The sequence below is a fragment of the Halorientalis persicus genome, assembly GCF_900110215.1.
Taxonomy (GTDB): Archaea; Halobacteriota; Halobacteria; order Halobacteriales; family Haloarculaceae; genus Halorientalis; species Halorientalis persica.
The window spans coordinates 76,624-96,509 of the sequence record NZ_FOCX01000007.1 but is presented as its reverse complement, the minus strand read 5'-3'; the positions used below and the strand labels follow the sequence as shown (position 1 = coordinate 96,509).

Below are 19,886 nucleotides of genomic sequence, written 5' to 3'. Positions count from 1 at the left end.
CTCCACGGATGTCTCTGGAACGAACGACACACCTGCTCGTCGGTGTACTGCTCGCTGTTGCCTTCCTCACGGTGTCTTCAGTCGCTGTCGCCGGGGTCACTGCGGCCGAACTGGAACAGACGACGAACGAGACCGCGGACACGACCACTGCAAACGACTCGACTGCGAACGCGACGCTGGGCAACCTCACGGTCTGGACCGCGCCAGGGGACGACTTCGCGAACCTGACCTCGCCTGCGGCCGTACAGGCGGCCAAGCGCGAGGGCTGGCTGACCCGAAGTCGGACGGTTGCCGAGGACGATACTGTCGTGTTCGGCCTGCCCGCACCGGGGTTGGTCGAGGCGGTCACCGAGGCGAACGACACCGAGTCGGACGCGGCGGCGTTTCTGGCGGTTCTGGGTCGGTCGGACACTGACGAGTTTCGGATGGAACTGACGACCGGAATGGGACGGAAAGAACTCGACCTCTCGGCGACACTCGCGGCCGACGGGCTTCGTGTCGTCCCGGACGAACGGAGCGGGACGCTGTACGTTGCGCTCCGGACGGAGCGAGCCGTCCTCGATTACGGTGGCGATCGCGAGCGATCGTTCGAGGACGGCGAGGACTACCGCGTAAATCTCACCCTCACCAGCGGGAACGCCACGACCAGTTCGGAAGTCGAGTGGGGAATCGTCGAACGGCGGCTTGCCTTCGAGGAATCTGGGGAACCGGTCGTCGTCCGTCTCGGCCAGCCGTGCACGGTCGTCTCGGGCGAGACCGCGGCCGCGCCCGGGACGGACATCGAGGTACGTCTGCGCTCGACGGAGACCCATCGACTTCAGGCGACCGCGCGGGCGACCGTCGGTCCATCCGGCGAGTTCGCCACCTGTCTCGACACGACCGGCGTGGATCGGGACACGACGTTCCATCTTGGAGCCGCGACGTTCAACGACGATTACGACCATCCCGTCCGGCACAATGCTTCCGCCCCACCCGCGACCCCGGACGGTGACCCAGCGGTCTGGATCGCACCGACCGAACGGTTCGGGGACCTCACGTCGCCGGCCGCGGTCGACGATGGCAAACAGTACGGGTGGCTGACCCGGAACCGGACGGTCGCGGTCAACGACACCGCGGTGTTCGCGGTGCGTGCGCCGGAACTGACGACCCAGATCGAACTGTCTCGCGGGAACGCCTCGGCTACCGAGCGGTTCGTGGAGCTGGTGAACCGGTCGTCTGTCTACCACTTCCGGATGGAACAGACCGAGGACACGACGCTGACCGAGCTCGACGAGAAGGAACTGAACCTCTCGATGACACTCGCCAGGGGTGCAACCCGGGTCGTTCCCGACGAGCACAACGGAACACTCTACGTCGCACTCAGGACGGACCTCGTCGCTCTCGATTTCGGTTCCCTTCGTGGTGAGCCCCCTGCCGGCGGCGAGGACTATCGCGTAAACGTCACGGTTGGTACCGGACCGACTGCGAACACGTCCGCCGTCAGGGTGAGCGCCGTCGACCGGACGGTGACCTTCGACGACGAGCGGTCGGCAGGTATCGTCGTCGATGACCTCGGACAGCAGTGTACGCGCCTCTCGGGACGGACCTCGGTCGCCCCCGGCACGTCTGTCCGGGTCGACCTGCGCTCCCGGAACGGAACCGTCCGGACGACCCACGCCACCACGGTCAACCGATCCGGGCGATTCTCGGTCTGTGCCGATACGACCGGCATCCCGGACGACGCGGTGCTGGACCTCCGCATCGACGAAGCTCCCGACTTCGAGGGCGTTCTCATCGAGAACCGGACCGGCCTGCTGGACGTGTCTGTCCGCGCGGTGACCGACGACGAGATCGAAATCGGGGGGATCTTCCGCAACACCACTGGCTTCGTGGCACTCTACGCGGCACCGGAGGCCGCTACCGCGCTCACTGACCCCGCTCGACCGCCGAACTGCGCACAGTCGGCGATCAATCGTACCGTCGCGAACTGGACCCACCTCGCCGTGGGCGATTTCGACTGGTCGGGCTACGGGTACGCCGAGCTCGACCGTCCCAGCATCGCCGACGACCGGGCGCTGATCGCCGTGGCCCACCGGAACCGGGACGGCAAGTTCGACTTCGAAGCTCCGACGACCGATCCGCCGGTCTGTCGCGACGGCGCGCTCGTCGGTACCGTCGTAAATCTCCAGGGCCCGCCGTCCGCGAACGACACTGAGGGATCGGATCGGATCGGACCACCGTCCCGCCGACGACCGTGATCGCCGATCCGCCTGTCGATGGTTCGCCGACCGCGAACGTCCCGACGACGACTGCCGACGGCCCCGGCTTCGGTTTCGCCGCCGCCGCCCTCGCGCTGCTCACGGTCGCCCTGCTCGCGCACCGCCGACACTGACACTCACTGATGCACCTGAAATCGACACTCTCGGGACTCGCGCTCGTGGCACTGCTGGCGATCGTCCTCGCCGGATCGCCAGCCGTCGGGGCGGCCGGGTCGCCCGTGATTGACGGAGTACAGTCGACGAACGAGACGGTAACGAACGAAACGGCCGACGAAACCGCGAACGCGACCACCCCGACGGTCGGGAACCTGACGACGTGGGTCGGGTCGAACCGCGCTCTGAACCTGACCGATCCGGCGGCCGTCCGCGCGGCTAGGCGCGATGGACGACTCCGTCGGAACGCCACGGCGTCGCGCAACGAGACCCTCGTGATCGAAGCGCCCGCACCCGAACTCGCAACTGCGGTCGCGACTGCGAACGGTTCCGGATCGGACGCGACGACCTTCCTCCGGGTGCTGGACGGTTCATCGTACGACTTCCGGATGGAACAGACCTATGATTCGACTCCAGCCGGGATCGTCGAGAGTCGACTGAACCTGTCGGGAACGGTCGCGGCCGACGGGCTCCAGGTGGTGCCCGACGAGCGCAACGGAACGCTGTTTCTCGTGTTCCGCGTCTCCCGGATCGCCCTCGACTACCCGGACACCTGGCGTGGCAGCGATCCCGCCCTGTCCCCGGGCATGGCCTTCGAGGCGACCCTCAGTGCCACGGGCGACACCGCACAGTCGTCCACGACCGTGTGGCGGTTCGTGGAACCGCCGATCTCGTTCGATACCGACGCTGGATCGGTCGTCAGACTCAGTGTCAGTGGGCGCTGTTCGCTCGTCACCGGACGGGCCTATCCGGGTGCGGACGTCGACATCGATGCCGACGTTCGGTCTCCGGAGTCCGACTCGCTCGACGTTGCGGTGACCACCGAGACGAGAGCCGACGGCTGGTTCGCGGCCTGCGTCAACATGATGAACGTCCCACAGAACGTCACGCTTCGACTGACAGGTGACGGATTCCGTGGGGGTGTGACAGCCGTCGTCGGCCACGGCGGACTGCTCTCCATAGCGCTCGACGACCAGAACGCGACGAACGGGACCGTCAGCGGCACCGCCACCCTCTCCGATCCGGGGTTCGTCGCGCTCTATCGCGCGCGGTCGATCGACGCACTCACCCTCGGGAACGACTCCGGGTGGTGCTCCTTCCCGCCCTATCTCGACCGTCGCGCCGCCGAGTCGCGGCTGGTCGGCGTGAGCGACCATCTCGGTCCCGGGCAGCAGGCCTTCTCGGTCGACCTCACGACTGATCTCGACCGGTCCACTCGACTTCTCGCACTCGTTCACTACGACCGAGACGAGGACGGTCGGTTCGATTATCCCGGTGGTGACTTCCCACAGTGCTCGAATCGGCAACCGGTATCGGATACTGCCAGGATCTCGCCAGTCACCACGACACCGCCCGGCACCGAAACTGAGACGGATGGGGGCAATCGTGAGCAGTCCGCGACCGCTCCGACGACCTCGCACGTGGACGGCCCCGGCTTCGGTCTCGCCGTCGCCGCCCTCGCACTGGTCGCGGTCGCCCTGCTCGCACGCCGCCGTTCCTGACCGTCGTTCCCGTCTCTACCCGTTTCCGTTTCCAGATGGTGTTGAAAAACCACTCTCGGCTAACTCTGGAAACCCGAACCCTGGCACTGCTAATTCTGGTAGATTTATGACGGTGGGGCGAATCGTTCGGGCCATGCGACTGGAAGACAAGACGGTGTTCATCACCGGTGCCGGGTCCGGTATCGGGCAGGCCACCTCCCTGCGCTGTGCGGAGGAGGGTGCCTACGTCATCGCGACGGACATCGACGAGGAGAGTGCCGAGGAGACCGCCGAGAAAGTCGAAGAACTCGACACCGGTGGCGCGGAAGCCCACCGTGTCGACGTGACACAGGCCGACGAGTTCCAGGCGGCCGTCGAGGCCGTCCACGAGGAGCACGGACTGGACGTGATGGTCAACAACGCCGGGACGGGCCACCCGCCCGCCGTCGTGGAGGACATCAACGAGTCGATGCGTGACTTCGTGATCGACGTGAACCTGAAAGGGGTCTGGAACGGCTGTCACGCCGCGCTGCCCCTGATGAAAGAGCAGGGCCACGGCGCGATCGTCAACGTCGGTTCGCTGGCCTCCGTGTTCGGCCTGCCGCGCAACGCCGCCTACTCGATGACGAAGGGTGCGGTCCTGAACTTCACGCGCGCCGTCGCCGCCGAGGCCGGCCGCGACGGCGTCCGGGCCAACACGGTCTGTCCGGGCTTCACCGATACGCCGCTGGTCGAGCAGATGCTGGCCACCTCGGACGATCCCGAGGCCGCCCGCGAGAAGATGGAGGACGGGTATCCGCTCGGTCGCCTGGGCGAACCCGAGGAGATTGCCGACGCTATCCTCTTTTTGGCCTCCGAGGAAGCCTCCTGGATCACTGGCGAGGGCCTGCTGGTCGACGGCGGCTACCGGGCCTCCGGCGGCGGATAACTAGGGGTCGAACTCTCTGCCGAACACGAGGAAGACGCCGGTCCCGACCAGTCCGATAGCCGTCGCCACGCCGAAGGCCAGTTCCGGCGAGACGGCGTCGTAGAGGTAGCCGCCGACCAGCGCGCTCGGGATGGTGAGCGTGTTCCGCAGGAGGTAGTACGCGCCCGTGACCCGGCCGCCGGCGTCCTGCTCGGCCGGGCCGACGATCAGGGCCTTGTGTGCGGGCAGGCCAGCGAATCTGAACCCCGAAAAGGCAAACAGCAGGCCGACGATCACCGGGTCGGCGGGTGCGTTGATCAGCAGGATCGGAAAGATCGCGTAGACCGAAAAGCCGAGCGCGACGACGGGTTTCAACCCCACCCGGTCGGCGAGTCTCGCCATCGGGACCATCGACGCCAGCGCGACCATCATCTCGACCGCCAGCAGGACGCCAAAGAGGGCGTCGGGCGAGAGATAACCCACGAGCGGAAGGGTCGCGTCCACCGCCAGAAACTCCGTGACGACGATGACGAAGAAGACGTACACCATGCCGTTGGCGAACCGCACGAGCGTGTCGCCCGCCAGCAGGGGCGGGAGCGCGGGCGGCATCGACCGGAGGTCCTCGGCGACGGCCGAGATGCCTTCGAAGGATTTTCCGACGGTGTCCTCGCTCGCGTCGTAGAGGACGTGCTGGACGACCGTCGCGACCAGCCCGAACGCGGCGGCCACGAGGAGGACCGCCCGGAATCCGAGGTCGAACCCGAAGACGGCGATCAGCGCGGCGGCGAGCAGGGGGCCGACGAGAAAGGCCAGTCGGCGCACCGTTTCGGTGCTCGCGAAGCCCGTCGCCAGTCGCTCGGGTGGGACGGCCTGTTTGACCACCGCGAACGTCGCGCCCAGCCCGAACGACTTCCAGGCCTGGGCGAGAAAGAGCCCGAGGAAGATTCCCACGGGGAGGACGACCGCTTCGACGGTCACGAGCGGGATGACGGAGAGGTCGACGGTGACGGTGCCAACGAGCGGCGCGGCCACCCACACCAGAAAGCCGACCGTCGAGGCCAGGCCGAACGCCGTCAGCGCGAGTCGCGAGCCGATCCGGTCGGAGACGGCCCCGCCGGGATAGGGGTAGACCGCGCTGATGAGGTTGCCCACGGTGCCGTACAGCCCGATGGCCAGCCCGCCAGCCCCCAGCAGACTCATGTATCGGGGGACGTAGCGGCCGGTCATCTGGAAGCCGAGGCTAAAGGCGAACATCGCCACCGAGAGGACCAGCACGTCCCGTTCCAGCGCGAAGAAGGCCCGGAGCGTCCCCAGCGCACTCTCCCCGTCGTCGACAGCGGTCTCGCCGGCAGCATCGGCCATGGACTCCGTTGGCAAGCGACCGAGTTAAATCGCGGTTCCGACGGCTCCCGTGTGGAACGTACCCAACCCAAAACGAATGTCCGGTAGTCGAAGCGTGCGAATCGACTGTCCGTCGTGGCGATCAGGCGCGCCGCCGCAGGACGAGGGCGGCCAGCAGGGCGGCCACGACGGCGGCCACGGGCGTGAAGCCGGGGCCGATGCCGCTGGAAGTCGTCGACTCGTCGTCGGTTGTCTCGACTTCGGTGGCGGTGTCCTCGGTTGTCGGACCGCCCGGCCGGACGGCTTCGACGGTCGAACTGTCCGAGAGCCCCTCGGACTCGGCGCTGATCGTGTGTTCGCCGGGATCAGCGATCCGAATCTCGAGTTCGCCGCTCTCGTCGGTCTCCCCGACCTCCTCGCCGTCGAGCGTGACCGGAACGCCCTCCTGTGGCGTTCCGTACTCGTTCGTGAGCGTGACCCGGATGCTACCGTTCGCCAGAATCTGTGCGTCCGAGATGGCCATGTTGAGCGCCTCGGTCTTCCGGATGGTGGCGTCGAGCGACGTGTCCCGCTCGTCCACTTCGAGCGTCTCGTTGACCGTCTCGTAGCCCTCCTTGGTGATGCTCACCTTCAGGTCCGAGTTGACGGGGACGCTGGCCGTCGCCTCGCCGTCGGCGAGCGTCGTCGTGCTGGTCGGAATCGCCGGGATCGAGATCGACGCGCCCTCGACCGGTTCCGCCGGGTCGAAGTGATCGTCTCGGACCTCGAACGTCGCGATCACCGACCCCGTCTGGATGCGGGTCGTGATGCTCACGTCACCGTCCACGTCGATCGTCGTCCCGTTGGACTTGTATCCGGATTTGAACGCACGGAGCGTGTACTCGCCCTGTTCGATGGTCCCGCTCTGATGCACGCCGTTCGAGTTCGTCCGGGCGTTCACGACGGTTTCGCCGTCGTGGAACAACTGGACGATGGCGTTGTTGACTGGCACACCGCTCCTGTCGCGCACCTGGACCTCGGCGGTCCCCTTCTCGGCGACGGTGACCGTCACCGACTCCTGGCCGACGTTGTCGACCTCGTAGGGCGTGTTCCGCACGTACTCGTCGCTCTGGACGGAGATGTCCACGTCGGCGCCCCGCGGCACGTCGATCAGCGCCTGGCCGTTCGAGGCGGTCGTCGCCGTCCGGTTCCCGCCGTCCCAACTCGCCGTCAGGGTCGCACCGCCGACCGCCATGTCCGCTTCGTTCTCGACAGTGACGGTGAGCGTGACGAGGTCACTCTGTGTCCGCTCTGCGGTCGTTACCGCCGGAACGGCGGCCACCACGACGACGACCGCGAGAAGTAACGTCGTTGTCCGGTTCATGTCCGAGAAGTCGGAACACTCTCATATACGTTTGTCGGCTATCTCCGACCGGCGCTGTCCGGAAATGATTCCTGTGAGAGCGGTATCACCGCTCTCGCCCCGTATCGAGTTATCTGAGCGGACCCCCACTCGCGCCCGGGGCCCCGTCGTCGAGGTTCTCGATGACGTGCTCGACTTCCGCGGGGTCGATGGTCGGCACCGGCCCGTGGATCGTGCGGGTCAGCGCCGCCGCCGCCACGCCGTGGGCCAGCGCGTCGCCCACGTCGTCGCCGGCCAGCCGCCGGCCCAGGAACGCTCCGACGAAGGCGTCGTGTTGCCCGGTCACGTCGACGGCGTCGGTCTCGACGGCGTCGCGCTCGTGGATCGTCGCGTCGTGCCAGACCAGGGCCCCGTGTTCCCCGCGGGTCATCACGACCGTCTCGAAGTCACCCTCGTTGGCGATCTGGTGGGCCATCTCCGGCGGTTTACCGGTCTGTTTCAGCACGCGCTGGGCCTCCTCTGTGTTGGTGACGAACACGTCGACCGCCGGGAACAGCTCCGTGATCGTCTCCCGGGCCTCCTCGCTCGACCACAGGTCGGGTCGGTGATCCAGCCCCAGCACCGATTTGCCGCCAGCGGCCCGCAGTACGGCCTGTGTCGTCTCGACGACGTCCTCGGAGAGTGCCAGCGACTCACCACTGGCGAACACTGTCTCGGCGCCCTGGACGGTGTCCATCGGTAACCCGCCCGGCTCGATGGTCTCCATGGCCGTCCTGTCGCGGTCGTCGATGGTCGTACTCTCACGGGGCGTCGTGCCGTGTTCGTAGAATGTTAACCCCTGCCGGCTCTCGTCGGCGTCGACCCAGTTCACGTCGGTCGCGAGCCCGTGCCCGCGAAGCGTCGAGACCGCCCGCCGACCCAGCGGCGTGTCCGACAGCTTCGACACCCACGTCACGTCGGTCCCCAGTCTGCTCGCCGCGACCGCGACGTTGCTCGCCGCACCAGTCGTCCACACGTCGAACTGATCGGCCGTCTCCAGTCGCGCCGTCGGCGGCGGCGACAGCCTGAGAACCGCCTCCCCGAACGTCACCAGCTGTGTCATACAGGCAACATCGAAGTCGGGGGGTTTAATTCGTGTGGTGCGTTCGCACGCTGACCCGGCCCCGGCTCCCGACTGCGCCGCCGTCGGTCACTCCCGGCCGCTGTGGCCGGGGTAGTCCCGCTCGAACCTGTCTTCGATCTCCCCGTGATCGAACGCGATGACGACCGGCCGCCCGTGCGGGCAGGCCCAGGGGTTCTCACAGTCGTCCAGCGCCGACAGGAGGGACACGACCGACCCCTCCGTCAGCGACGTGTTGCCCGTGATCGAGGGGTAACAGGCCAGGTCCGCCAGCAGGTCGTCGGCCACCGCGTCGACGGTCTCGGTGGCCGCCGACTCGCCCGTGACGAACGCCGACAGCACCTCCCGGATCAACTCCGGCCCGGCAGTCTGTGCGACCAGTTCCGGGACGGTCCGGACCTCGACGGTTCGCTCAGCTTCCCGCTCGGCCCGGAATCCCAGCCGCCGCAGGGCCGGCTCGTACTCCTCGAACAGCGCCGCCTCGCGGGCCGTGAGCGACAACTCCACGGGGTCGGCCAGCGCCTGGCTCGTCGCCCCCTCCGCGAAGCGCTCGCGGAGTCGTTCGTAGTTGACCCGCTCGTCGGCCGCGTGCTGGTCGATCAACACCAGCCCGTCGTCGGTCTCGGCCACGAGGTAGGTATCGCGGTACTGGCCCAGTACCCGCATCGACGGCAGGCGCTCGAACGACTCGCGCTCGCCGGTCGCGGGCTCGCCGTCACCGAGTCGCGCCTGATCGGTCCCCGGCCGGAACCGCCCGCCGCTCCCGCGGTCGTGCGGGGCCGGCGGTTCGTCTTCGTCTCTCTCTCCGTCGGCCGATCCCGAATCGACATCACCGGCGAGCCCCGACTCGGCGCTGGCCTCCTCGGCCGTCCCGCCGGTCGCCCGTTCGCCACCCTCGTTTCGGGTCCGCTCGGTCTCTCCACGCTCGACCGTGCTGGCGTCGACTTCGGCGCTGGTGTCCGCCGCTGACTCGGCCGCCCGGTCGGTCCCGCTCGCCCGCTCCGGGCCGGCGTCCCGCACGTCGCCCGGGCCGATGGGCGTGCGGGTCGTGGTCTCGGGCGGTTCGGCGGTGTCGCCAGCCTCGAGCTCCCGGTCGTCCCCGTCTGTCGGCTCGTCGGACTCTCGTTCGTCGGGCGCGTCGTCGCTGCGGTCGGGCGCGATCTCGGTCTGTTCGGGTGCGCTCCGACCGCGGGGGGCAGACGAGCGGAGCAGACCTTCCCGGAGCAGGGCGTCCTCGACGGCGGTGCGGACCTGCTCGGCGACGCCCTCGGCGTCGGCGAAGCGGACCTCCATCTTCCGTGGGTGGACGTTCACGTCCACGGTGTCGGCCGGCAGGGAGAGATCGAGGACGGCGAAGGGGTAGCGGTCGGGCGCGAGCTGGTTGCCGTAGGCCTCGACCACCGCGTCCCGGACCGTCGCGGACCGGACGTAGCGACCGTTGACGTAGGTCGTGACGTACTCGCGGCTGGCCCGGTTGGTCTCGGGGTGGCTCACCAGCCCCGAGACGCCGTCGAGGGGGCCCTCCGGGAAGTCGTCGCCATCTCCGGCCCCGTCGGCGTCGACCGAGACCATTCCTTTGGCCACGTCGCGGCCGTAGACCGACAGCACGGCGCTCTGCAGGTTTCCGTCGCCGGTGGTGGCGAACGTCTCGCGGCCGTCGTGTTCGAGCGCGACGGCCACGTCCGGATTCGCCAGCGCGTAGCTCGTGACCAGGTCGTTGACGTGGGCGAACTCCGTTCCGTCCTGTTTGAGGTACTTTCGCCGGGCCGGAACGTTGTAGAACAGGTCCTCGACCTCGATTGTCGTCCCCTCGGGACAGCCCGTGGGCTCGACGCTCGTCACCTCGCCGCCTTCGACGCGGAGTCGGGTGCCCCTGTCACCGCCCCGCGGTCGCGTCTCGACGGTCAGTCGCGAGACCGCGCCGATGGCGTGCAGTGCCTCGCCGCGGAAGCCAAGCGTCGTGACACCGGCTTCGAGGTCCTCGATGTCCCGGATCTTGGAGGTCGTGTGTTCCTCGACGGCTTTGCGTACCTCGGCCTCGCTCATGCCGATCCCGTCGTCTTCGACGCGGATGCCGTCCTTGCCGCCGGACTCGACGGCGACCGAGACTCTTGTGGCGTCGGCGTCTAAGCTGTTCTCGACGAGTTCCTTCACCACCGAGGCCGGGCGCTCGACGACCTCGCCGGCCGCGATCCGCTCGACGGTCTTCCCGTCAAGTTCCCTGATCGACCCGTCCTCGCTCATTGGACAGGAGTGACAGTCTCACGTACTTGAGTATGCCGACAGCGAGGCCGAGTGCGCAAAGCGCACGAGGCCTCGAGACCGCCGGCATGGCCCGCTCGAACCGAGGTCAAAGACCTCGCGTTCCCCGCCGGCGGTGCGGTGCTGTTGCCGAGGCAAACGGTCGGTGGCCCCTACACGTCGCCAAGCGCCGCGCCGACGACGACCGCGACGACACCGCCCCCGACCAGCACGCCGAGGCCGGCGACGTACGAGCCCGTCAGATCGTGGAGCGTCCCCACGAGGACGGGGCCGAGGAAGCCACCGATCTCACCGACCGCGAAGACCAGCCCGACGGCGACGCCGGTCAACTCCGGCCCGATTCCCTCCAGGTTCGGCGGGATCGCCCTGATCAGCGGCGAGAGGCCACCGACGCCGAGCCCAGCGATCACGATGCCCAGCGCGGCGGTGGCTGTCGCGCCGCCAGCGACGACGCCCGTGACGCCGACCGCGGCGAGCCCGCCACAGCCGATCACCGCCCCGCGCCGTGCGTCGATCCGGTCGGCCAGCGTCGGGATGGCGAGCACGCCGACGACCTTCGCACCGACCAGCAGTGTCGTCGTCTGGCCCGCCCGATCGGCCGACAGCCCGCGAGCTTCCAACACCGTCGGGAGCCAGCCCTGCAACCCGTGGACCAGCGCGAGGTACACCACTCCGAGGACGACCATCAGCCGGAGGTCGCGGTGGCCCAGCACGCGGCGGAGGTCCGTCCGGACCGAGGTCGACGCACGCTCGGCGTCGTCCGTCCCGTTCTCGCCGCCGACGGGCACGACCCGGACGACCGCCAGCCAGACCACCGCGTACCCGAGGGCGGCGACGCCGCTGTAGAGAAAGAGGGGCCGCCACCCGCCCAGCAGCGGGCCGACGACGGGGCGACCGACCCCGAACGCGCCCGCCGTCCCGACGGCCGCGCCGACCATGTACAGCGAGGAGGGGAGGCCGGTTTCGGCCGGGGGAAAGAGCACGGAGACGAGTTTCGGGAGGCCGAAGGTGATCGCCGTCGCACCGATCCCCAGGAGCAGGGTGGCGGCCAGCAGTGAGGGGAAGCCGCCGGCGACGCTGCGGGCGATCTGGGCGATCCCGGTCACGACGAGGCCGGCCGCGAGGCTCCGGGCCGGGCCGATCCGGTCGACGGCGAGGCCCGAGAACAGCGCGATGGGGATGTACGTCAGCGGCACCGCGCCGGCGAGCAGGCCTGCTTCGGTACCCGAGAGCCCGACCTCGGCGATGATCGTCGCCAGGTAGGCCGGCAGGCTGAACCAGACGAAGGTGAGGCTGGTGTAACAGAGCGCCCCGGCGACGACGAGGCCGTAGCGCCGCGACGCGACCGACGGAGCCATTCGACGGAGGGTGGAGTCGCCGATACTAAAGGCCGTCCTCTCGGTTGTCCCCGAGTCGGTCGGCCAACAGGTCGAGTACCGCCCTGCCCCCGTCGCTTAAGTCCCATCCGCGACAGGCAGGGGTATGCGACTCGAAGGCAAAACGGCGTTTATCACTGGTGCTGGCTCGGGACTGGGCCGCGCGGCGGCCGAACGGTTCGCGACCGAAGGCGCGACCATCGTTGCGGCCGACGTGGACACCGAGGGCCTCGAAGCGACCGCCGACCTCGTCGAGGATCTGGGTGGCGAGGTCGCGACACACGAACTCGACGTGCGGGACGGCGACGCGTTCCGGGCGGCGGTCGACGCCGCCGCCGAGGAGTTCGGGCTGGACATTCTGCTGAACAACGCCGGTGTCAGCCACGACCGGATGGACTTCGAGGCCATCGACGACGACGTGCGCGACCGCGTCCTCGACGTGAACGTCAAGGGCGTCTGGAACGGCTGTCAGGCCGTCTTGCCCCACTTCAAGGAACAGGGTTCGGGGGCCATCGTCAACACGGCCTCGCTGGCGGGGGTCATCGGCGCGCCCCAGTTGACGGGCTACTCGCTCTCGAAGGGCGCGGTCGTGAACTTCACGCGGGCCATCGCTGCCGAGGTCGGGCCAGCCGGTGTCCGGGTCAACGCGGTCTGTCCCGGCGTGACCGACACGCCGATGCCCCGGAAGGGCCAGACCGACGAGGAGTGGGAGACCCGAAAAGAGGAGATGTCGCGTCACTACCCGCTGAAACGGCTGGGTGAACCGGAGGACGTGGCCAACGCGATGTTGTTCCTGGCCTCGGACGAAGCCGACTGGATCACCGGCCAGGCGCTGGTGATCGACGGCGGCTTCTCCTGCGCCTAGAAGTCGACTTCGAGTTCCGCTTCACGCTCGCCCGCGCTGATCTCGACCTCGAACGCCTCGGCGTCGGCCGGCACGGCAACCGTGAGCCGACCGTCGGCGTCGGTGGTGCCGACCTGTTCGTCGTCGACGGTCACCGTGGCGTTTTCGACGGCCGAGCCGTTGGCCGTCACCGAGACCGTCGCGTTCCCGCCCGGCGCGACCTCGCCGACGAACGTCGCGTTCAGGCTCCGCTCGTCGTCGGCCTCGTCATCGTCGCCGGACTCCGTTTCGTTCTCCTCGCGGTCGTCTACGTCTCGCTCGTCGTCACGCTCGGCCTCGTCATCGTCGTCGTCGGCTTCCTCGCGGTCGTCTTCCTCGGCCTCCATCTCGCTCTCGCCGTCCTCGCGCTCGAACGTCACGCGGAGGTCGGCCACGTCGTCGCCGGCCTCGACGATCAGTTTGAACTTCGGCTCGTCGGGAATCGCGACGGTGACGCGACCGTCGGCGTCGGTGGTGCCGGCCTGTTCGCCGTCGATCTCGACCGTAGCGTTCTCGACGGGTTCGTCGTCACGCGTCACCGCGAGGGTGGCGTTCCCGCCCCGGGTGACCGAGTCCTCGTCGGCGAACTCGACCTCCAGGTCCTCGTCGACGGACTCGATGGGGACGTCGGTGCCGGACTGGCTGACGACCGGCCGGAGGATGTACTTGCCGCTCTTGCCTGCCTTGTGGACGGCGATGTCGAACACGAAGTCGGTCGACTCGTTCGCGCCGACGGTGAACTCCGAGTTCAACTGCAACTTCTCGCTGGGGAGTTTCACCCGGACCTGTTCCCCGGTGGTCAGCGTCGCGTTCACGTCGCTGACGTACGCGAACACCTTCGTGTACGTCCCGTTCTCGGGCTGGACCGTGGTCAGCCGCGTCGCGTTCGCGCCCTGCAGTCGGGTCAGATCCACGGTCCTGTTGTCGACGGCGTGTTCGGACCATCCGCCCTCGGCCCGCTGGAAGCCGATCTCCGCGATGGTGACGTTCAGGTGATCGAAGTCCGCGATCGCGTTCTCCTGGTCGCTGACGTAGAAGTTGACGCCTGACTCGGCCGCCTGCGTGATCACGACACTACTCGTTCCCTGTGCCGGTTCGCCGTCCGCCGTGGTCGGTGCGCCGTCCGTGGCGGTGGGCGTCCCGTCGCCGACGCCACCGGAACAGCCCGCGAGGACGAGCATCCCGGCGAGTGCCAGCGCTGTGAGTGCTTTCCGTTGCATACCCGGTAGTTACCGATGGCGGGAATATCTCTTGTGGCCGTCACGAGAACCTGTGGCATGGTTCCGGTCGGTGTATGCCCTCGGAAAGCGGGCTGAGTTCCTTCGAGCGCTTCGCAGTGCGGAACCCACCGGAAGCGTCTTTTCGCTCGCGCTCGCCAATCCGCCGATGCACGAAGCAGACTTCGGCGTGGCCGGCGAGACGGCCATCGTCACCGGTGCGAGTCAGGGTATCGGTCGATCGATCGCTGAGACACTCGCGGCTGGCGGCGCGAACGTGGGCATCTGCTCGCGGGAGATGGATCGGGTCGGCCCCGTCGCCGAGGCGATCAACGACAGCGACGCCGACGGCGAGGCCCTCGCCGTGGAGTGTAACGTCCGCGAGCGCGAGCAGGTCGAGGCCTTCGTCGAGGAAGTCGTCGAGGAGTTCGGTGGCCTCGATATCATGGTCAACAACGCCGGCGGGGAGTTCGTCGCGCCCTTCGAGGACATCTCGCCCAACGGCTTCGACTCCATCCTCGATCTGAACGTGATGGGCACCGTCCACGGGATGCAGGTCGCGGGCGAACATATGCGCGAGGACGGCGGCGGCAAGATCGTCAACATGGCCAGCGTCAACGGCCAGCACCCCGCGCCCAACGAGAGCCACTACGCGACGGCGAAGGCGGGGATCATCCAGCTGACCGAGACCGTCGCGACCGAGTGGGCCGACGACGGCATCCGGGTCAACTGCGTCGCGCCCGGCCTGATCCAGACGCCGGGGGTCGCCGAGACGCTGGGCATCGACAGCGAGGATATGCCGCCCCGGGAGCAGACCGACCGCCGGATCGGCTACGGCGAGGACATCGCCGACGTGGTGCAGTTCCTCGTCTCGCCCGCCGCCGCGTTCATGACCGGCGAGACGGTGACCGTCAAGGGCGTCCCCCGCCCCGGGAACTCGATGCAACACGATCTGGGCCTGCAGTAAGCGTCCCGTCGCCCTCGGACACGAACTGCCCCGACGCTCACTATTATGCCGTCCCCGAGTGAATCGTTTCTCGAATCGCGGGTGGCGGATGGACTCGCCGTCCGCCGGACCGACGGGGACAATCGATGGACTGGTACACCGAACCGAGCAACGACGTTACCGAGCGACTGGAAACGACGCCCGACGGCCTCTCCGAGGCCGAGGCCGCCGACCGCCTCGAACGCGAGGGGCGGAACGAACTCACCGCCGAACAGCGCCGGAGCCCGCTGTGGATCTTCCTCGCGCAGTTCTCCAGCGCGCTCATCTGGGTGTTGATCGGCGCAGTGATACTCTCCGTGGCCGTCGGCCACCTCGTCGACGCCGTGTTGATCGCCGTCATCCTGCTGGCCAACGGGATCTTCGGCTTCGTTCAGGAGTACCGCGCCGAACAGAGCCTCGCGGCGCTGTCGGAACTGGCCGCGCCCGACGTGACCGTCCGCCGGGACGGCACCGAACAGACCGTCGACGCGACGACGCTGGTGCCCGGCGACGTGGTGGTCTTCTCTCAGGGTGACGTGGTGCCCGCTGACTGTCGGCTGCTCAGCACCGACTCGCTAGAGGTCGACGAGGCCGCTCTGACCGGCGAGAGCGTCCCCGTGGCGAAAGCCACCGAGCCCGTCGAGGCCGGGACCCCGATGGCCGAACGCACGAGCATGGTCTACAAGGGGACGAACGTCACCCGGGGCCGGGGCGTCGCGGTCGTCGTCGAGACCGGGATGGAGACCGCGATGGGCGAGATCGCCACCTCGTTGCTTGCCGCCAAAGACGAGGGGACGCCGCTTCAGCGCGACCTGGACTCGCTGGGCCGGAAACTCGGCGCTGGCGTCGCTGCCCTCTCGGCGCTCGTCGTCGGCCGCCTGCTCGCCGGCGGGACCGAACCGATCCAGGCCGCCCTGACCGCCATCTCGTTGGCCGTGGCGGCGGTCCCCGAGGGACTGCCCGCGGTCGTCACGCTCACGCTGGCGCTCGGCGTCCGCCGGATGGCCGACGAGAACGCGCTGGTCCGGACCCTGCCGGCCGTCGAGGGCCTCGGCTCGGTCGACGTGGTCTGTACCGACAAGACCGGCACGCTCACCGAGGGCGAGATGCACGCCCGCCGGGCCTGGATCTACGACGAGACGGTCGATCTGGACGGGCTCGACGACCTCGACGGGACCGCGGACGGGCGCGTCGGCGACCTGCTGGAGATCGGCGCGCTCTGTAACGACGCGACGACCGAAGACGGCGATCCGACCGAGGTAGCGCTGGTCAGGGCCGCCGCAGACTGCGGGCTGGACGTGGACGAACTGCGCGAGGCGAACCCCAGGACCGACGACCGGCCGTTCTCGGCGGAACGTAAGCGGATGGCGACCGTTCACGACGACGTGGTGTACCTCAAGGGCGCGCCGGAGGTGATTCTGGAGCGGGCCGACCGTATCCAGACTGCCGATGGCCCAGAACCGCTCGACGACGAAGGCCGCGAACGGATCCGGGACCGCATCGAGTCCTTCGCTGGCGACGCGCTCCGAGTGCTGGCGTTCGCCCGCAAGGACGAGACCGACGGCGACATCGAGGACGACCTGCTCTTCGTCGGCCTGATGGGGATGATCGACCCCGCTCGCGAGGAGGTCGCCGCGGCCATCGCCGACACCCACCGCGCCGGCATCGACGTGACGATGATCACCGGCGACAACGCCCTCACCGCGGGAGCCATCGCCGAACGCATCGGTATCGACTCGCCCGTCCTGACCGGCGCGGAGGTCGAGGCGATGGACGACGCACGACTCCGCGAGCGCGTCGCGGAGGTGAGCGTCTTCGCCCGCGCGGAACCGTCCCACAAGGTGCGGATACTCAACGCTCTGCAGGACGCGGGGCACACGGTGGCGATGACCGGCGACGGCGTCAACGACGCGCCCGCGCTGAAACACGCCGACATCGGCATCGCCATGGGGATCCGGGGGACCGACGTGGCCAAACAGGCCAGCGACGTGATCTTGCTCGACGACAACTACGCGACGATCCGATCGGCCATCCGCCGGGGCCGGGTGATCTTCGACAACGTCTGGAAGTTCGTGGCATACCTCCTGAGTGCGAACGCCGCCGAGGTGGCAATCGTCCTCGGAGCCTCGCTGTACGGCTATCTCATCCTACCGCCGGTCCAGTTGCTCTGGATCAACCTGCTGACCGACGGGTTGCCGGCGTTGGCGCTCGGCACCGATCCCGGCGGGGACGTGATGGCCCGCGAACCCCGCGACAAGGACGCCGGGATCGTCGACCGCTCGATGCTCACCTTCGTCGGCGGCGCGGGGCTGACCATGACGGTGCTGATGTTCGGGCTGATGCTCTACACGCTGGGCGGTGCGCCCGCGGTGAAACCGTACGCGATGACGATGGTCTTCACCGGGTTCGTCGTCTTCGAGTTCGCCAAACTGTACGTGGTGCGCTGGACGCGGGACACGCCCCTGCTGTCGAACCGGTGGCTGGCGCTCGCGGTCGGGGCCTCGTTCGCGCTCCACCTGGCGGTGCTGTACACGCCCCTCTCGACGTACTTCGGGACGGTCCCGCTCTCGCTGGCTGACTGGGGCTTGCTCGCCGGCGTCGTCGCCATCGGCACGCCGATCCTGCTGGTCGTCGGGTGGCTGTCGAAACGGATGGTCGGCGCGGCGGCCGTCGAGGCCTGACCGCTCCGGCTACCCCGGCAGGACGATGTTCAGGAGTGCCACCACGAGCCCGGCCAGCCCCATGCGGGCGGCCGAGACGTACCACCGCTGGCCCGAGATCGAGCCCATGTACGCGCCGAAGACGCTCAAGACGCCGACACCGAGGACAACGGCGACGGCGGCCGCCTCGACCATCGTCAGGATCGACTCCGTCCCCGAGACGACGAACGGGGAGAGGGGGACGAGCACGCCGATCAGCGGGCCGAGCCCGCTCGCGGTCGCGTGGAGCAGGCGCACGCCGCGCTGTTGGCTCTCGATTCGCGTGTCTCCGAGGTCGGTAAGCATCGCCTGTTCCATCCGCATGATCTCCGCGCGAGTCTCGGCGCGTTCGATCTCCCAGACGCTCCAGACCGCCGACGTGCCCAGGCCGACCGCCGCGCCCAGTCCGATCTTGACGACGACGAACCCGTCGGTGACCCCCGAGAGAACCGCCCCGATGACGACGCCGATGCAGGTCAGGGTCCCGTCGAACCCGTTCGAGACGAAGTAGCGCCGCGAGATAGACAGCACGTCCTCCTTGCCGAGCAGTCGACGCAGGCGCTGACCCAGCCCCACTGCGATCACCCGTCCTGGTGGGTCGGCCGTTCCTCGACCAGGATATCGCCACACCCTACTTCGTCCACGGAGTGGACGGTCCCGCCGAGTTCCTCGACGGTCGATTCGAGGTCGTCGAAGTCAAGATCCGTCCCCTCGACGGTGATCTTGACGTTCTGGACTTCCTGATCGAGTTCGATCAGCGAGCCGGTCGCGCCCTCGACGCTGTCGACGGCGGCGACCTGCTCCGTGAACGCGAGCAAGGACGGTTCGTGCGGTTTCAACACGTCGATGACGAGTCTTCGGACGGCGACCATACCCCGACTGGCACCCGGACGCACCTAAAGCCTCTACCCACCGCGGGGGACAGCGGGTTCGGTTCGGACCACACCTATATCCCTCCCCGTCGTTAGGGCGAACCATGTTCGAACGGATCCTGGTGCCGACCGACCGCAGCGACCCGGCGCGGCGGGCGCTCGAACAGGCCGCAGATCTCGCGACGCGATACGACGCGACCCTCACCGCACTCCACGTCGTCGACACGCGCGAACTCGATGGTGGCTCCGGGGTCGACGAGCGCACGGCGGCGGCCCGGGCGGAACTGGACGACGCCCTCGACGAACTCGCCGTCGATCCGACGCCCGAGGGCGTCGTCCGCGCCGGCATCCCGAACGAGGAGATTCTGGACTACGCCGACGATGCGGGGATGGATTTGATCGTGATGGGGACCCACGGCCGAACCGGCGTGCGTCGCTACCTGCTGGGCAGCGTCGCCGAGAAAGTCGTCCGGCTGTCGGACGTGCCCGTCCTCAACGTCCACCCCGCGGAGGTAGATGTGGGTAGCGTCCCCTACGAGCGCATCCTCGTCCCGACCGACGGGAGCGACAGGGCCAGCGTGGCCGTCGACTGCGCGACCGACCTCGCGACGACCTACGGGGCGGAGCTGCACACGGTCTCGGTCGTCGACACCGGCGCGATGGCCCCCGACGTGCAGTTCGACGTGATCATGGACCAGCTCCAGAACCGGGCCCGGACCGCCGTCGAGACGGTCGCCGAGACCGCGCGCGAAGCCGGCGTCGAGGACACGCAGACGGCCGTGCTAGAGGGGCGAGCACACGACGCGATCCGGTCCTACGCCGACGACGAGCGAATCGACCTGATCGTGATGGGGACCCACGGCCGGAGCGGGCTGGACCGCTACCTGCTGGGCAGTGTCGCCGAGAAACTCGTCCGGACGGCCTCGGTCCCCGTGCTGACCGTCCGGATGCCCGAGGAGTGACCGACGAGTCCCGGCGACCGGCTCCCGC

Annotated in this window: 16 protein-coding genes; 8 read left to right on the top strand and 8 right to left on the bottom strand. The window is 68.5% G+C overall.

All coding sequences use genetic code 11. The annotated features are described in order from the left end of the window. Positions 1–8: 8 nt before the first annotated feature. The 4 genes from BMX17_RS09745 to BMX17_RS09730 all read left to right on the top strand — a co-directional run bounded on the left by BMX17_RS09745 (position 9) and on the right by BMX17_RS09730 (position 4,820). The gene (locus BMX17_RS09745; protein WP_092659457.1) at positions 9–2,237 is read left to right on the top strand and encodes a hypothetical protein; all 2,229 of its coding nucleotides are present in this window, start codon (positions 9–11) and stop codon (positions 2,235–2,237) included. Beyond that, positions 2,234–2,371, top strand: coding sequence for a PGF-CTERM sorting domain-containing protein (locus BMX17_RS09740; protein WP_170845374.1), 138 nt, complete (start codon positions 2,234–2,236; stop codon positions 2,369–2,371). The genes BMX17_RS09745 and BMX17_RS09740 overlap by 4 nt, the downstream gene beginning before the upstream one ends. Before the next feature lie 9 nt (positions 2,372–2,380). After that, positions 2,381–3,913 (top strand): DUF7282 domain-containing protein, encoded by a 1,533-nt coding sequence (locus BMX17_RS09735; RefSeq protein WP_092659453.1) that lies wholly within the window; start codon positions 2,381–2,383, stop codon positions 3,911–3,913. 133 nt (positions 3,914–4,046) lie between these two features. After that, positions 4,047–4,820, top strand: coding sequence for an SDR family NAD(P)-dependent oxidoreductase (locus BMX17_RS09730; RefSeq protein ID WP_092659451.1), 774 nt, complete (start codon positions 4,047–4,049; stop codon positions 4,818–4,820). Here the strand turns inward: BMX17_RS09730 and BMX17_RS09725 are convergent, their stop codons facing one another. The 5 genes from BMX17_RS09725 to BMX17_RS09705 form a co-directional block, all read right to left on the bottom strand. Continuing rightward, a complete protein-coding gene (locus tag BMX17_RS09725; RefSeq protein WP_092659449.1) occupies positions 4,821–6,161 on the bottom strand; it encodes an MFS transporter in 1,341 nt (446 codons plus the stop codon). 121 nt (positions 6,162–6,282) lie between these two features. Beyond that, complete coding sequence (locus tag BMX17_RS09720) at positions 6,283–7,503, bottom strand: carboxypeptidase-like regulatory domain-containing protein (RefSeq protein ID WP_092659447.1); 1,221 nt, start codon at positions 7,501–7,503, stop codon at positions 6,283–6,285. Between the two features lie 109 nt (positions 7,504–7,612). Then, positions 7,613–8,584: a sugar kinase gene (locus BMX17_RS09715; protein WP_092659445.1), complete on the bottom strand. Its 972-nt coding sequence runs from the start codon at positions 8,582–8,584 to the stop codon at positions 7,613–7,615. Between the two features lie 87 nt (positions 8,585–8,671). After that, positions 8,672–10,846 (bottom strand): DNA mismatch repair endonuclease MutL, encoded by a 2,175-nt coding sequence (gene mutL, locus BMX17_RS09710; protein ID WP_092659443.1) that lies wholly within the window; start codon positions 10,844–10,846, stop codon positions 8,672–8,674. A 170-nt stretch (positions 10,847–11,016) separates the two neighbouring features. After that, positions 11,017–12,222, bottom strand: a complete 1,206-nt coding sequence (locus BMX17_RS09705; protein ID WP_092659441.1) for an MFS transporter — start codon at positions 12,220–12,222, stop codon at positions 11,017–11,019. A gap of 124 nt (positions 12,223–12,346) precedes the next feature. Here BMX17_RS09705 and BMX17_RS09700 point away from each other — a divergent pair, with 124 nt between their 5' ends. Continuing rightward, positions 12,347–13,105 carry an SDR family NAD(P)-dependent oxidoreductase gene (locus BMX17_RS09700; protein WP_092659439.1) on the top strand — a complete coding sequence of 253 codons (759 nt, stop codon included), beginning with the start codon at positions 12,347–12,349 and terminating at the stop codon, positions 13,103–13,105. On the opposite strand, the gene BMX17_RS09695 is transcribed toward BMX17_RS09700, so the two are convergent. Further along, positions 13,102–14,343 carry a DUF4382 domain-containing protein gene (locus BMX17_RS09695; RefSeq protein WP_211611314.1) on the bottom strand — a complete coding sequence of 414 codons (1,242 nt, stop codon included), beginning with the start codon at positions 14,341–14,343 and terminating at the stop codon, positions 13,102–13,104. The two genes, BMX17_RS09700 and BMX17_RS09695, sit on opposite strands and share 4 nt — an antisense overlap. 166 nt (positions 14,344–14,509) lie before the next feature. Between BMX17_RS09695 and BMX17_RS09690 the strand changes: the two genes are divergently transcribed. Next, the gene (locus tag BMX17_RS09690) at positions 14,510–15,307 is read left to right on the top strand and encodes an SDR family NAD(P)-dependent oxidoreductase (protein WP_092659437.1); all 798 of its coding nucleotides are present in this window, start codon (positions 14,510–14,512) and stop codon (positions 15,305–15,307) included. 125 nt (positions 15,308–15,432) lie between these two features. After that, positions 15,433–18,006 (top strand): cation-translocating P-type ATPase, encoded by a 2,574-nt coding sequence (locus BMX17_RS09685; protein WP_092659435.1) that lies wholly within the window; start codon positions 15,433–15,435, stop codon positions 18,004–18,006. A gap of 9 nt (positions 18,007–18,015) precedes the next feature. Here the strand turns inward: BMX17_RS09685 and BMX17_RS09680 are convergent, their stop codons facing one another. Both BMX17_RS09680 and BMX17_RS09675 read right to left on the bottom strand, forming a co-directional pair. Beyond that, positions 18,016–18,594: a VIT1/CCC1 transporter family protein gene (locus tag BMX17_RS09680; RefSeq protein WP_092659603.1), complete on the bottom strand. Its 579-nt coding sequence runs from the start codon at positions 18,592–18,594 to the stop codon at positions 18,016–18,018. 11 nt (positions 18,595–18,605) lie between these two features. After that, the gene (locus tag BMX17_RS09675) at positions 18,606–18,896 is read right to left on the bottom strand and encodes a DUF211 domain-containing protein (RefSeq protein ID WP_092659433.1); all 291 of its coding nucleotides are present in this window, start codon (positions 18,894–18,896) and stop codon (positions 18,606–18,608) included. Between the two features lie 104 nt (positions 18,897–19,000). Between BMX17_RS09675 and BMX17_RS09670 the strand changes: the two genes are divergently transcribed. Next, the gene (locus BMX17_RS09670) at positions 19,001–19,858 is read left to right on the top strand and encodes a universal stress protein (RefSeq protein ID WP_092659431.1); all 858 of its coding nucleotides are present in this window, start codon (positions 19,001–19,003) and stop codon (positions 19,856–19,858) included. The last annotated feature ends 28 nt before the right edge of the window (positions 19,859–19,886 follow it).

Bases quoted from the DNA above. Each gene is read 5' to 3' on its own strand.
- BMX17_RS09745 (WP_092659457.1), top strand. From the start codon at position 9: ATGTCTCTGGAACGAACGACACACCTGCTCGTCGGTGTACTGCTCGCT.
- BMX17_RS09735 (WP_092659453.1), top strand. From the start codon at position 2,381: ATGCACCTGAAATCGACACTCTCGGGACTCGCGCTCGTGGCACTGCTG.
- BMX17_RS09730 (WP_092659451.1), top strand. From the start codon at position 4,047: ATGCGACTGGAAGACAAGACGGTGTTCATCACCGGTGCCGGGTCCGGT.
- BMX17_RS09725 (WP_092659449.1), bottom strand. From the start codon at position 6,161: ATGGCCGATGCTGCCGGCGAGACCGCTGTCGACGACGGGGAGAGTGCG.
- BMX17_RS09720 (WP_092659447.1), bottom strand. From the start codon at position 7,503: ATGAACCGGACAACGACGTTACTTCTCGCGGTCGTCGTCGTGGTGGCC.
- BMX17_RS09715 (WP_092659445.1), bottom strand. From the start codon at position 8,584: ATGACACAGCTGGTGACGTTCGGGGAGGCGGTTCTCAGGCTGTCGCCG.
- mutL (WP_092659443.1), bottom strand. From the start codon at position 10,846: ATGAGCGAGGACGGGTCGATCAGGGAACTTGACGGGAAGACCGTCGAG.
- BMX17_RS09705 (WP_092659441.1), bottom strand. From the start codon at position 12,222: ATGGCTCCGTCGGTCGCGTCGCGGCGCTACGGCCTCGTCGTCGCCGGG.
- BMX17_RS09700 (WP_092659439.1), top strand. From the start codon at position 12,347: ATGCGACTCGAAGGCAAAACGGCGTTTATCACTGGTGCTGGCTCGGGA.
- BMX17_RS09695 (WP_211611314.1), bottom strand. From the start codon at position 14,343: ATGCAACGGAAAGCACTCACAGCGCTGGCACTCGCCGGGATGCTCGTC.
- BMX17_RS09690 (WP_092659437.1), top strand. From the start codon at position 14,510: ATGCACGAAGCAGACTTCGGCGTGGCCGGCGAGACGGCCATCGTCACC.
- BMX17_RS09685 (WP_092659435.1), top strand. From the start codon at position 15,433: ATGGACTGGTACACCGAACCGAGCAACGACGTTACCGAGCGACTGGAA.
- BMX17_RS09675 (WP_092659433.1), bottom strand. From the start codon at position 18,896: ATGGTCGCCGTCCGAAGACTCGTCATCGACGTGTTGAAACCGCACGAA.
- BMX17_RS09670 (WP_092659431.1), top strand. From the start codon at position 19,001: ATGTTCGAACGGATCCTGGTGCCGACCGACCGCAGCGACCCGGCGCGG.